Source organism: Pantoea sp. MBLJ3 (assembly GCF_000816655.1).
Taxonomy (GTDB): Bacteria; Pseudomonadota; Gammaproteobacteria; order Enterobacterales; family Enterobacteriaceae; genus Pantoea; species Pantoea eucalypti.
The window spans coordinates 60,703-72,449 of record NZ_JSUT01000003.1 but is presented as its reverse complement, the minus strand read 5'-3'; the positions used below and the strand labels follow the sequence as shown (position 1 = coordinate 72,449).

Annotated in this window: 13 protein-coding genes; 4 read left to right on the top strand and 9 right to left on the bottom strand. The window is 56.8% G+C overall.

The window, feature by feature from the left end; translation table 11 throughout:
- Positions 1 to 395 precede the first annotated feature (395 nt).
- Positions 396 to 647, top strand: a complete 252-nt coding sequence (locus tag NP77_RS03395; protein ID WP_003850078.1) for a biofilm development regulator YmgB/AriR family protein — start codon at positions 396 to 398, stop codon at positions 645 to 647.
- A 13-nt stretch (positions 648 to 660) separates the two neighbouring features.
- Here NP77_RS03395 and NP77_RS03390 read toward each other — a convergent pair whose 3' ends face one another.
- From NP77_RS03390 to NP77_RS03380, 3 genes are all read right to left on the bottom strand, one after another.
- Positions 661 to 978 carry a hypothetical protein gene (locus NP77_RS03390; RefSeq protein WP_003850079.1) on the bottom strand — a complete coding sequence of 106 codons (318 nt, stop codon included), beginning with the start codon at positions 976 to 978 and terminating at the stop codon, positions 661 to 663.
- A gap of 158 nt (positions 979 to 1,136) precedes the next feature.
- The gene (locus NP77_RS03385) at positions 1,137 to 1,433 is read right to left on the bottom strand and encodes an I78 family peptidase inhibitor (RefSeq protein ID WP_003850080.1); all 297 of its coding nucleotides are present in this window, start codon (positions 1,431 to 1,433) and stop codon (positions 1,137 to 1,139) included.
- A 298-nt stretch (positions 1,434 to 1,731) separates the two neighbouring features.
- Positions 1,732 to 4,314 (bottom strand): EAL domain-containing protein, encoded by a 2,583-nt coding sequence (locus NP77_RS03380; protein ID WP_039659037.1) that lies wholly within the window; start codon positions 4,312 to 4,314, stop codon positions 1,732 to 1,734.
- Between the two features lie 213 nt (positions 4,315 to 4,527).
- On the opposite strand from NP77_RS03380, the gene NP77_RS03375 reads away from it, so the two are divergent.
- From NP77_RS03375 to NP77_RS03370, 3 genes are all read left to right on the top strand, one after another.
- A complete protein-coding gene (locus NP77_RS03375) occupies positions 4,528 to 5,178 on the top strand; it encodes a CPBP family intramembrane glutamic endopeptidase (protein ID WP_003850082.1) in 651 nt (216 codons plus the stop codon).
- 170 nt (positions 5,179 to 5,348) lie between these two features.
- Positions 5,349 to 5,519: a hypothetical protein gene (locus NP77_RS23620; RefSeq protein WP_003850083.1), complete on the top strand. Its 171-nt coding sequence runs from the start codon at positions 5,349 to 5,351 to the stop codon at positions 5,517 to 5,519.
- 99 nt (positions 5,520 to 5,618) lie between these two features.
- The gene (locus NP77_RS03370; protein WP_008924857.1) at positions 5,619 to 5,852 is read left to right on the top strand and encodes a hypothetical protein; all 234 of its coding nucleotides are present in this window, start codon (positions 5,619 to 5,621) and stop codon (positions 5,850 to 5,852) included.
- 115 nt (positions 5,853 to 5,967) lie between these two features.
- On the opposite strand, the gene yniD is transcribed toward NP77_RS03370, so the two are convergent.
- From yniD to NP77_RS03345, 6 genes are all read right to left on the bottom strand, one after another.
- A complete protein-coding gene (gene yniD / locus NP77_RS23770; protein ID WP_085980552.1) occupies positions 5,968 to 6,075 on the bottom strand; it encodes a small membrane protein YniD in 108 nt (35 codons plus the stop codon).
- Between the two features lie 119 nt (positions 6,076 to 6,194).
- A complete protein-coding gene (locus tag NP77_RS03365; RefSeq protein WP_003850085.1) occupies positions 6,195 to 6,623 on the bottom strand; it encodes an OsmC family protein in 429 nt (142 codons plus the stop codon).
- A gap of 57 nt (positions 6,624 to 6,680) precedes the next feature.
- The gene (lldD, locus tag NP77_RS03360; RefSeq protein ID WP_039659035.1) at positions 6,681 to 7,868 is read right to left on the bottom strand and encodes an FMN-dependent L-lactate dehydrogenase LldD; all 1,188 of its coding nucleotides are present in this window, start codon (positions 7,866 to 7,868) and stop codon (positions 6,681 to 6,683) included.
- Entirely contained in the window at positions 7,868 to 8,641 is a 774-nt protein-coding gene (gene lldR, locus NP77_RS03355; protein WP_039659034.1) for a transcriptional regulator LldR, read from the bottom strand. Before lldR ends, lldD begins: the two co-directional genes overlap by 1 nt.
- Positions 8,638 to 10,293 carry an L-lactate permease gene (gene lldP / locus NP77_RS03350; protein WP_039659031.1) on the bottom strand — a complete coding sequence of 552 codons (1,656 nt, stop codon included), beginning with the start codon at positions 10,291 to 10,293 and terminating at the stop codon, positions 8,638 to 8,640. The genes lldR and lldP overlap by 4 nt, the downstream gene beginning before the upstream one ends.
- A gap of 206 nt (positions 10,294 to 10,499) precedes the next feature.
- Positions 10,500 to 11,672, bottom strand: a complete 1,173-nt coding sequence (locus NP77_RS03345; protein WP_008924855.1) for a cyanate transporter — start codon at positions 11,670 to 11,672, stop codon at positions 10,500 to 10,502.
- Positions 11,673 to 11,747: the final 75 nt, after the last annotated feature.

Sequence of the window (11,747 nt, the reverse complement as noted above, 5' to 3'; positions counted from 1 at the left end):
CGCGCATTCTCAGCGTGACCGACAAAACATGGCACATAGAGTGAAAGAACGGATTCTGCTTTGATTCGGCTCAATTACCGGCACAAATTTCACCGACGCAGGAATTCAGAGTGCGAAGCGCGCGGATGACATACGGCACTGAAACGCGCTTCTTAAACGCCCCCTCATCAATATGGAAAAATATGTCATTCTGTTACTGACAACCCCGCTCCCCGCTTCTATGTTTAAAAAACCGCCAGCCGTGGCGGTGTGGCGATCATTCTGATCGGTGCGACGTCCTCCGCAAAAAACGGTGCAGACCATCCGGCTACGCTGAGGCAAACCAGCTTATTTCATACAGATACGCCCTTACTCAGCAGTAAGGGGCAGTGGCGTGTTTCAGCGGAGGTGGGGAAATGAGAGTACAACCAAATAGCGCCAGCCGTGCAATCAGCGACTATTTTAAAAGCCCGGCCTGGCGGACACCGCCAGAGTCCGATCTGCTGGCGGTGATCCTGCGTGAAATAATGGAAGCGGGCGAGCCCGCCACCAGTAAAGTGCTGATTGCGCGGGTGATCGATAAACTGGAAGTAGAGGGCGACGAGATGCAGTTGCAACGTTATCGCACCTTGCTGGCTCAGTTGATCGACACGCAGCCGGAGCCGTAAATCAACCCGGCGTCTACTTCACCCAGCGTAACTTATCCGCTTCGCTGACGCTGGCACGTCCGCTGCTGCGCTGAAACAGGCAGAGCTCCCGTCCCCGCTTATTTTTCATGTGCTGCTGCGGGTAGCGTCCCTCCAGCAACAGTGCACTGTAACCTGTGTTGTCGTCATATTCGATCGGTTCGCCCAGCACCCTGACTTTGCTCAGGTGGCTGGCGTTGACGCACGCCTGAACCATCACCTCGCGGCTCTTTTTCCAGGCGTCTTCACTGGACGCATGCGCCAGTGTGCTGCTGAGTAACAACGTGGGCAGAAATGCCACTATGCGTTTCATCTTCTTCTTCGCTCCTGTTCCGGTCCGCGGACGCTAAAAAAATTCCCGCCGGGGCGGGAATAAACAAGACGAGCACTATCTATTGTGTGACGAGGAAGTTTCTCAAACGCGCAGCTATCCTCGCCTGCTGTTATGACAAGCCTATGACATTCTGGCCATTAGCCACAATAAACTGAGCTGATATTGCCATTTTTATCGGCCAGGAAATTAAGCCGGTTGAGATTAAAGTCCATGGTGACGGCTGAATTATAGGGGATCGGACGCACCTGCTGTTCGAAGTGCTGACCCTGCAGTGCGGTCAACGGTTTGCCGATATAGTGTTGAAACTGTGAGGCGCCGCAGCGGTCAGCGTCGGGATCCTGCGCCACACGGGCAGTGTCGGGTTGAGAGGCAGATTGACAGGCGGTTAATGCGAACAGACCGACTACCAGCAGCCCTTTTCCATAAAATCTCACGTTTATTCTCCTGTTGGACGTGTAACACCTTGCCCAAGAGTAGCAAAACGCGCCGGCAGACCTGAACCCTTAAAAGGTAAAGTTGTTACAGCAGGATTAAGCCAACTGCTGGGCAGGCGTCCTTTTGAGATTAATCGCATTTTCAGCCAAAAAAAGTCACCGTGAACCCCTACAATTTCTTAAGAATTTTCTTACCCAGCCCCGTGGAGGTCATAATGGAACTGATTATTTTTGTTGTCTGCGCAATGCTAATGACCGCCCTCGCGGTCAAAGTGCGTTAAGCCATCTCAGGCTGATTTTACGCCGTTCTTTCCAGCAGCGTTCTGAATGCAGCCAGTGGCATCGGCCGGCCAAGGAAGTAACCTTGCCCTTCTTCGCATGAGAGCTGTTTTAGCTGGTTTAACTGCGCTTCTGTCTCAATGCCTTCTGCTGTGATCGTCAGGGCAAAGGCGCGAGCCAGCGCAATAATCCCCGCGACCACCGACTGTGCCTGCTGCGACTCCGGGAAATCTTTCATCCAGGAACGATCGATCTTCAGGCCATTAAACGGGAAGGTTTTCAGGTAGCCCAGCGCGGCATAGCCGGTGCCGAAATCATCAACAGTCAACCGGACACCCAGCGAACGTAATCCCTGCATGATTTCCAGCGCATGCTGTGGGTGTTCAAAGGTAACGTTCTCAGTAATTTCGAGCTCCAGCCGGGTTGCCGGCAGGCCACTTTTCTCGAGCGCGTTCGCGACTCGTTGCACCAGGTCGCTGGTGCGAAACTCCATTGGCGATATATTGACTGAAACATAGCGTTCGCCGCCCCACCCCAGAGCATCCTCACAGGCGCGCATCAGCACCCAGTCGCTGATGGTGGCGATCAGACCGCTCTCTTCCGCCAGTGGAATGAAGTGGTCGGGCGTTATCCATTGATCCGGGGCAATCTGCCAGCGAATCAGGGCCTCAGCGCCCGCCAGCTGCCCCGTCAGCAGTTGATAGCGTGGCTGATAGTGCAGGCGAAACTCATTGTTCTTCAGCGCTTTCTCAATCCGCCGCGCCATTTCACGTTTATCTTCCCGCTGGCTGGTCATCTCATTGGCATACCAGACCCACTGATTGCGTCCCGCGTCACGCGCTTCATTCAGCGCAATATCTGCCATTTCCAGCAGCGCTTCCGGGTGGCTGGCATCCTGAGGTGCGCAGGCAATCCCCATGCTGATGGTAAGATAGTGGACATGATGGCCGGTGCTGATCGGTTGCTGAACCTCATGCACCAGCTGAGCACAACGCTGATCGACCCGCTCACGGTTCGCTTCACGTAATACCAGCACAAACTCATCGCCACTCAGCCGCGCCACCAGCTCCTGCGGACCAATACAGCGCTTCAGTCGCTGTGCTATCTGGCTCAGCACCTCGTCGCCTGCTGCATGACCCCAGGTTTCGTTAATCGGCCGGAACTGATCAAGATCGAGTGTGACCAGCGTCAGCGGCGCGGAGCCATCCGTTATTGCAAGGTGTAGCGTCAGAAACTCCAGCAGCTGCATGCGGTTCGACAGGCCGGTTAAGACGTCGTGACGCGACAGGAACTGAATGCGCGCCTCAGCTTCCATACCCTGAGTGATATCCGATACCGTACCGCGAAACCCGATGCGTTTCGCGTCGTGCCAGATGGTTTTTGCCACCAGCTGGCCGATGCGACGATTGCCGTGCGCAGACATGAACTGACAGCGCAGCGGCATCTGCTGTCCGTCCTCCTCCTGACGTCGCAGCCAGGCAACCAGCGAATGGCTGGGATGCGTCAGCAGATGATCGATGTGACGCCCCAGCCAGTGCGTAATGTCATGGCCGGTGACGGTATGAAAGCGCGCTGACAGATAGATTAGCCGGCCCTCTGCATCCGTCTCCCAGATCCAGTCTGACGCCGCCTCAGCGAGATCGCGAAACCGCGCTTCGCTGTTGGCAAGCTCCTGCTGACTGATCGCCAGCATAGCGAAACGCCGATCAGAGATAATTGCATTTGAGAGCGCATGGCGACTGACGCGACGGGTAATTATGGCGATGATGATCGCCATCAACATCAGCAGTGGCAGCAAAAACCAGATCAGGCCCATGCCAGGCATCTTTGAGGTCCAGCGCAGCACAATCGGGTCGCCCATCGGCAACGTTAACATCATCCGGGGTTCACGCAGGGCATCCTCCTCACTGGCTGGCGCGCGCAGTTCGCGTACATCCAGCGATGTTCCCAGCGCCTTTAATTTTTCAGGCGTAAACAGACTCACAAATATCATGATGGACGGAGGCCCCGCCACTGGCGTCACCGCCCTCACTTTGCCACTGGTGATAGGGGCAGCAACCACGATGGCGGGCAGATGATTGATCAGCACATCACGATGCATCGCTTTGTTGTTAAGCTGACGTGCCGCCGCAATAAATGCAGAGGTCTCTTTGCCCAGCCAGGCCTCCAGCGGCGTATCCACCAGTTTGCCGTTAATGACTGAATAACGGGTGTGGCCTTTACCATCGACCACGAAAACACCCTCGTAGTGATACTCCTCATACAGGCCTGGACCAAAGTTCTCTTCGTCAAACGCCCAGACTTTGTCCACACTGACATGGAGATTTTGCCAGGCTTCGCCCCAGAACGCATAATCCCGGATATCCGTTACCATCGCCTCCTGACGACTTTTCCACGCCTGCTGCATCAGCAGCCGGTCATGCTCAACCGATACGCTGTTTTGCCGCTGCGCAATCGTCAGCACCATCAGCATCGAGAGCGCCAGCACGCCAAACAGCAGCAGCGAAAGGACACGCAGGCTGCGCCGCGTAAAGCGGACAGTGCGATCTTCAGCAACATGTCTGAATGGCAACGCGGGTGGCGCCGGAGGATTAAAAGTCATTAAGAGTGCCCACTACACAACCAGGGGTTGAGAGGAAAGGCCGGCAATACCACACAGGGTGCTGACCCGATTAGTTTCCTCAGTTATCGGCTCGGGCGCTCGGGTGTTTAGTCTGCGGTAAACATTTTGCGCTTAAATATTGTGTTACAGGCTGACTCGACAGCGATCGGGGGCATTGCTACTATGCGCTTACCTTCGCTGGCTGAGTCGCCTATGAACATCAATTCCGACAGAGTGACCCTGACGCTGTTCTACGTCGGCAGCTTTGTGGTCTATTACCTGGTTACCATGCTGATCACCCTGTTCCCTAATTACGGCGTGCTGCGTAATGACGGCCTGCTGGTGCCCGTGCTCTGTCTGTTTGAATTTGCTGTGATCTACCCGCTTTATCGCTTCTACTGCCAGCGCCGTACCGATTTACCGCTGGGTGAACTTTATACCCTGCAAACCCTGCTCTTTACCGGCGCGTTGTTTGTCCTGATGGCAGCACAGATGCAATTTATGCAGCCGGAAGGCTGGCTGGTGATGCAGGCGCAGCAGGGACGTAATTCGCTGCTTATCCTGCTGTTGACCGCCGTGTTGCTGGCGCCGGTTTTTGAAGAAGTGCTGTTCCGCGGTTTTCTGTTACAGGGGTTTCTGCTGTGGGCGCCACGTAGCCGCTTTGCCTGTATGCTGCTCACCTCGCTGCTGTTTGCGGTAATGCATACGCAGTATGTGCACTGGCAGACGCTTATCGCCCTGACGCTGTTTTCACTGCTGCTCTGCTATGCCCGGCTGCGGAGCAACAGTCTGGCGCTGCCCATCTTCCTCCACACCCTGAATAACCTGATTGCGCTGCTGCCCGCCTGGTATTTCGCGGGTTAATGCAGGCATCACTCCTCTTCTTACACGCTGACAGACGCCGGCATGACCCTGCGGGCGGACCATAGCTCACACTGACAATGCCGCACCGTCACGTTTGTCTATACTGGATGTTAAAAAGGGATAAAAAGCACCGCAGTCCGTACCACCAGACCGTGCAAAGGAGAGGAACTATGTTGATAGGATTTGTGTTGTTAGTGAGCGCGTGCGGCTACGATGCCTGCGAAGCGCTGCCGGTCTCGGAGCGCATCTATCCGACAAAGGTCGACTGCGAAACGATGGCGAACCGCATTCATAAAGTCAGGCCGAATGTGGTCCTGCTTTGCGGAGAGGTCCATCGCTAATTCAGGACCAGGTTCAATAAAGCGGCGCTGTAACATTGCAAGCTGGCGCTTTAGCGTACAAAATATAAGCTGTTGTTAACCATTACCGTAGTGAATCCCATGAAAACATCACGCCCCCGTCGTCCTGGTGGACGCTGGGTATACTATCTTTTGTATGATGGCATTCTGTGGCCCTGCCCCGTCCGATGGGAGTGGGAGAGCAGCTATGGCGGCTGGTTGCCATTTTACTACACGCCAACCTTTGAATTTGTGGTGGGCGATCCCCGCAAAGCGTATCGCATTGCGCGCAGTGACGTGCGGGCTAAACAACGGCGTGAAGATGCCTTTGTCTGAATAACACGATTATCCCGGCAGACATGAGGCTGTGAGCCGGCAGAGCTCCCCTTCCAGCGCAATCATCACCATCAAAACGTTGCACGGCGTGTGACGCCCGGTCCCCTTCATCGACTCATGCCCAGATCATGGCGGCCCAGCGAATCAACAGCAGACCACCGCAAATGCATAAAAGAACCAGCACCATCTTCCAGTACTTTTTGGCCGCCCGGTATCTTGTCACCTCGGTTTCCTCTCATCAGAAAGCGAAGATGCGCCAGAAGGCGCATCAGTTTCGGTCAGTAACAGGACCGAGGGGATAGCATAACGTCCGGGCCACCAAAAGGCGACCCGTCGCCGGCATCAGTTGTTCAGGGTGTAATCCAGCGTAATTTCCGCATTCAGAACCTGAGAAACCGGGCAGCCTGCTTTGGCTTTATTGATAATCTCGTCGAAAGTTGACGCATCAATGCCTGGCAGAGAGATGGTGCTGGTCAGCGCCACTTTGGTGATGGCAAAGCCGTCGCCTTTTTTGTCCAGCGACACGTCGGCCGTGGTATCAATGCTTTCCGGCGGATGACCCGCGTTACCCAGCATCAGCGACAGCGCCATAGAGAAACAGGCTGCATGCGCTGCACCAATCAGTTCTTCCGGGTTGGTGCCTTTACCGCCTTCAAAACGGGTATTAAAGCCATAAGGTTGCTGGCTCAGCACGCCGCTCTCGGTGCTGACGGTGCCTTTACCTTTGATATCGCCTTCCCAGTGCGCCGAACCTTTCTTGTGAATCGTCATGTCATTCCTCCTGTTGGTAAAGAAGCTAAGTATAGACAATGCATTCATTTTCGCAGGCTAACTCACCGCACGCGGACGTGGCGTTGTGCTTGCTGGGGCCAGCAACGCCTCCGCCTGGACCAGTGAATCGCGGGTGATTTCACTAATGGATTTTGCGCCGGTCAGTGTCATGGCAACGCGCATCTCCTTCTCAATCAGGTTCAGCAGGTTTTCAACACCGCGCTGACCGTGGGTCGCCAGCGCATAAATAAAGGCCCTTCCCAGCAGCACGCTGTCTGCGCCCAGCGCGATCATTCTCACCACATCCAGCCCGTTACGAATGCCACTGTCCGCCAGAATCGTGATGTCACCTTTGACGGCATCGGCAATCGCGGGCAGCGCCCGCGCCGAAGAGAGCACACCATCCAGCTGACGTCCGCCATGATTCGAGACCACGATGCCGTCTGCGCCAAAGCGCACCGCATCCCGCGCATCTTCCGGATCGAGAATACCTTTGATCACCATCGGTCCGTCCCAGAACTCGCGGATCCACTCCAGATCTTTCCAGCTGATCGAGGGATCAAAGTTGTTCGCCAGCCAGCCGATATAATCTTCCAGCCCGGTCGGCTTACCCAGATAGGCGGAGATATTCCCCAGATCGTGTGGACGCCCCTGCAGGCCCACATCCAGTGCCCATTGTGGATGAGTAACCGCCTGCCAGTATCGACGCAGCGCCGCATGATTACCGCTCATCCCGGAGTGCGCATCGCGATAGCGTGCACCCGGCGTCGGCATATCCACGGTAAACACCAGCGTTGAGCAACCGGCGGCTTTGGCGCGTTCCAGCGCATTGCGCATAAACCCGCGATCACGCAGCACATAGAGCTGGAACCACATTGGGCGGTTGATCTGCGGGGCCACCTCTTCAATCGGGCAAACCGAGACTGTCGACAGCGTAAACGGAATGCCTTTCAGGGCGGCAGCGCGCGCGGCCTGTACTTCACCCCGACGGGCATACATGCCGCACAGACCGACCGGTGCGAGCGCAACCGGCATCGACAACGTTTCATTAAATAATGTTGTCTCAAGGCTCAGTTCCGACATGTTCTTCAGGATGCGCTGACGCAACGCTACGTCAGACAGGTCCTCCACGTTACGTCGCAGGGTGTGCTCGGCGTAGGCACCGCCATCAAGATAGTGAAACAGGAACGGCGGCAGGATACGTTGCGCGGCGGCGCGATAGTCACTGGCAGCTGAGATAATCATCAGTCAGATTCCTTAGGGTTGCGTATGTCGTTATCCGGTAAACGGGTGATGCGCGCCTGACGCGCTTCATCTTCATGCAGGCTTTTCATGGTGGTGTGCACAAAACCCAGATGGTGCATCGCCGCCTGACGGGCCGTTTCGGCGTCGCCCGCAAGGATTGCATCAAGTAGCGCCTGATGCTGTTCCGTCAGGCGGCCGAAAATCGCAGGCTGGGTGTACATGCGCTGACGGGTCTGCATCACCGATGACTGCAGCAGCTCAAAAAAACCGCGCATGGTCTGCAGCAGCACCACATTGTGCGACGCCTCGGCAATCGCAAGGTGGAAGCGCACATCCGCCTGCGCGGCGAGATCGGGATCGTCACTCTCCTTGAGTTTCAGGGTGGCGTCGAAAGCGAACTGCAGTTTCTCTTTGTCGCTGTCGGTGGCGCGCAGTGCGGCATGCCAGGCCGTGCTGGCCTCGATGGCATGGCGCGCCTCCAGAATGTCGTAACGGTAGTCGGGATCGTCGCGCAGTAACTGACGAATCGGCTCGACGATGCGTTGCTCCGACCAGGGTGCCAGCTGCTGACGGAGCCAGGTGCCGCCGCCACGTCGGCTGATCAGCATTCCGCTGCTGATCAGCTGCTGTATCGCTTCCCGAAGCGAGGAGCGGGAGACGCCAAGCTCCGCAGAGAGCTGACGTTCGGCGGGCAGTCGCATACCCGGTTCAAGCTGATGTTCGGTGATATACGCCCGGAGGCGCATCACCAGCGGATCGACATGGCTGTTCATGGGATCATCCACGGGAAGACATAGGCCTGAAGTGTGGTAATCACACCGACCATACAGGTGAAAATCAGGCTGTGTTTAACGGTAAACCGGAACAGGTCGGACTCTTTCCCCACCAGCCCGACCGCTGCACAGGCGATGGCGATCGACTGTGGCGAGATCATCTTACCGGTCACGCCGCCGGTGGTATTCGCCGCCACCAGCAAAATATCGGAGACGCCAATCTGCTGGGCAGTGGTGGCCTGTAACGCGGCAAACAGTGCATTCGATGAGGTATCTGATCCGGTCAGGAAGACACCCAGCCAGCCGAGGAACGGCGAGAAGAAGGTAAATGCGTGGCCGGTGTGTGCCAGCGCCAGTGCCAGCGTCGCAGAGAGGCCGGAATAGTTGGAGATAAACGCAAACGCCAGCACCATTCCGATGGAGTAGATTGGCAGCGCCAGCTCTTTCAGCGTTTCACCAAAGGTCTGCAATGCCGCCTTTGGTTTCATGCGCAGGAACAGCATAGCGATGATGGCTGCGATTAAAATGGCGGTACCCGTGGCAGAAACTAGATCCAGTTTATAGATCGCCGGATAAGGCGTCGCACTGCTGACGACCGGTGGCATCCGCGCCACCAGCTCATTCAGCATCGGAACCGGCACAGCCAGCACCCAGTCATAGAGCGCACCGCCTTTGGCAAACAGCGCTTTAAACGGCGGAATGCTCCAGAGCGTGACGGTAGCAGTAAGAAACAGGAACGGCATCCAGGCACGGATCACCTGGCCCAGCCGATACTTCTGCGGAGGCAGCAGCGGATCGCCCTGCTTCGCCTCTGCATCGGCAAACCGAAAGATACGCACCGGTTTCCAGACCCGCAGGAATAGCGTCAGCGAAACCAGCGAGGCGAGTGAAGAGATAATATCGGGCAGTTCAGGCCCCAGGAAGTTGGAGCTGAGGAACTGGGCAATGGCAAAGGATCCGCCCGCGACAACCACCGCTGGCCAGGTCTCTTTCACGCCTTGCCAGCCATCCATGATCGCCATGATCCAGAACAGCACAATCAGGGTCAGCAGCGGCAGCTGGCGTCCAGCCATCTGACCGATGGCAAAACTGTCCAGTCCGGTCACCTGGCCCGCCACAATAATCGGAATGCCCATCGCACCAAAGGCGACCGGCGCGGTGTTTACAATCAGGCAGAGGCCGGCGGCGTAGAGTGGATTAAAGCCGAGTCCCACCAGCAGCGCGGCAGTAATCGCCACTGGCGCACCAAAGCCTGCAGCGCCCTCCAGGAAAGCCCCGAATGAGAAGCCGACAATCAGCATCTGCAGACGCTGATCGGGCGTAATCGAGAGGATAGAGGCGCGGATAATATCGAACTGACCGGTTTTGACCGAGATCTTGTAAACAAATACCGCCGCGACAATAATCCAGGCAATCGGCCACAATCCATAGAGAAAGCCATAACCCACGGCAGCCAGCGCCTGTGCAACCGGCATCTGATAGAGAAACAGCGCCACCAGCAGCGCCAGCACCACTGTAGTGGTGGCCGCCAGATAGCCTTTCATCTTCAGCTTAATCAGCGCAAAGAAGAAAAAGAGAATCGGGATCAGAGCAACAAGGCTTGAGAGCCAGATATTACCCAGCGGATCGTAGTTTTGTTGCCAGATCTGCATGCCAGTATCTCCAGAGGAAGAGGTGACGAAGCATGTAGCCGCAGCGCTGCATGCCCTGCGCCCCGAATTGGTCAGACCAAAATGCTTTATCGGGGCTTGTGGCAAGAGATAGTTAATGTATTGTTAATCCGTGGCAATAGAAGTTGCGCGAATATTTCTGGAGTGTGAACCAGAGAAAAGTATTGCTTTGATTGGTCCGACCAAAATCAGCTACTCACGCCGGGAAAGGCCCGCTGATAGCTGCGTGGATGGAAACGCAGAGTCAGGACGACCAGCAGCAGCGTAACCGCCGCCTGCAGAATCCAGATGCTGGCGAACTGGCCGGTGAACGCATGCAGCTGACCGGCGATAAACGGCATGCTGCCCGCAATAATAAAGCCGACGCCCTGCATAAAGGCCACCAGCCGTGCGCCAGTCTGGGGTTTATCAAGATGATCCAGCGCCAGCACCAGTGCCAGCGGAAACGCCCCGCCCAGTCCGACGCCCGCAATCCCCGCCCAGAGCCACGGCGCCCCTTGTGGCGCAAGCAGAAAGCCGAGCATGCCGCTGAGCTGCATCGCCAGCGTGAACAGCAACAGCGGACGACGATCGCGGCCCCGAGCCAGCAACGGCAACAGCAGCGCACCCGAGACCTGACAGGCGATCATCATACCAAGCAGTGAACCGCCCGCCTGTGTGCTCCAGCCGAGCTGATGATAAAAGTCAGGCAGCCAGGCAACACAGATGGCATATCCTCCGTTCACCAGTCCAAAGCTCAGCGCCAGCGTCCAGGCACGGGTTTTTCGCCACAGCGAAGGCATCTCTGCTGCCTCTGTCCGGGCTGTGGGCGGCGCGGTGGTGATAAACAGCCAGACCAGAATAGCCAGCACCACCGGCAGCGCCCAGCTACTCAGCGCGCCCTGCCAGCCAAAATGTGCGCTCAGCCACGGCGAGATAGCCGCGCCAATTCCGCCGCCACCCATCAGCGCGGCGGCCCAGAGTCCGGTCACGCCGGCGCTCCGGCTGCCAAAACGCTGACGGATCAATCCCGGCATCGCCATCTGTACAATGCCAATGCCTGCCCCACCCGGCACGGCAGTCAGCACCAGCCAGCGGCCATCAGTAACCAACAGCCGACTCACCAGCGCCAGCAACAGCAGCACCAGACCGCCGAGCAGCAGTCTGCGCACCGCAAAACGCTGCATCAGCGGGGCGCTGATTAACGCAATAGCGCCCATCATCATCATCGGCACCGCAGGTAGCAGCGATGCCGCCAGTGACGACAGACCAATGCTCTGCCGCAACTGGCCGAGTAACGGACTAACCGAAGTCATCAGTGGCCGCATATTGAGTCCTGCCAGCACCAGCGCCGCCAGCAGCAGATTGTTCTCTCTCTTCATCTGAGATCCAAGCAGTTAAAGGTTGCCAGCCTGGCAGCAGTCGCTACTATCTGGAAATGAAATATTACTCTGCCA

Excerpts from the sequence above, each read along its gene's own strand:
- NP77_RS03395 (WP_003850078.1), top strand. The coding sequence starts at position 396 with ATGAGAGTACAACCAAATAGCGCCAGCCGTGCAATCAGCGACTATTTT.
- NP77_RS03390 (WP_003850079.1), bottom strand. The coding sequence starts at position 978 with ATGAAACGCATAGTGGCATTTCTGCCCACGTTGTTACTCAGCAGCACA.
- NP77_RS03380 (WP_039659037.1), bottom strand. The coding sequence starts at position 4,314 with ATGACTTTTAATCCTCCGGCGCCACCCGCGTTGCCATTCAGACATGTT.
- NP77_RS03375 (WP_003850082.1), top strand. The coding sequence starts at position 4,528 with ATGAACATCAATTCCGACAGAGTGACCCTGACGCTGTTCTACGTCGGC.
- NP77_RS23620 (WP_003850083.1), top strand. The coding sequence starts at position 5,349 with ATGTTGATAGGATTTGTGTTGTTAGTGAGCGCGTGCGGCTACGATGCC.
- NP77_RS03370 (WP_008924857.1), top strand. The coding sequence starts at position 5,619 with ATGAAAACATCACGCCCCCGTCGTCCTGGTGGACGCTGGGTATACTAT.
- NP77_RS03365 (WP_003850085.1), bottom strand. The coding sequence starts at position 6,623 with ATGACGATTCACAAGAAAGGTTCGGCGCACTGGGAAGGCGATATCAAA.
- lldD (WP_039659035.1), bottom strand. The coding sequence starts at position 7,868 with ATGATTATCTCAGCTGCCAGTGACTATCGCGCCGCCGCGCAACGTATC.
- lldR (WP_039659034.1), bottom strand. The coding sequence starts at position 8,641 with ATGAACAGCCATGTCGATCCGCTGGTGATGCGCCTCCGGGCGTATATC.
- lldP (WP_039659031.1), bottom strand. The coding sequence starts at position 10,293 with ATGCAGATCTGGCAACAAAACTACGATCCGCTGGGTAATATCTGGCTC.
- NP77_RS03345 (WP_008924855.1), bottom strand. The coding sequence starts at position 11,672 with ATGAAGAGAGAGAACAATCTGCTGCTGGCGGCGCTGGTGCTGGCAGGA.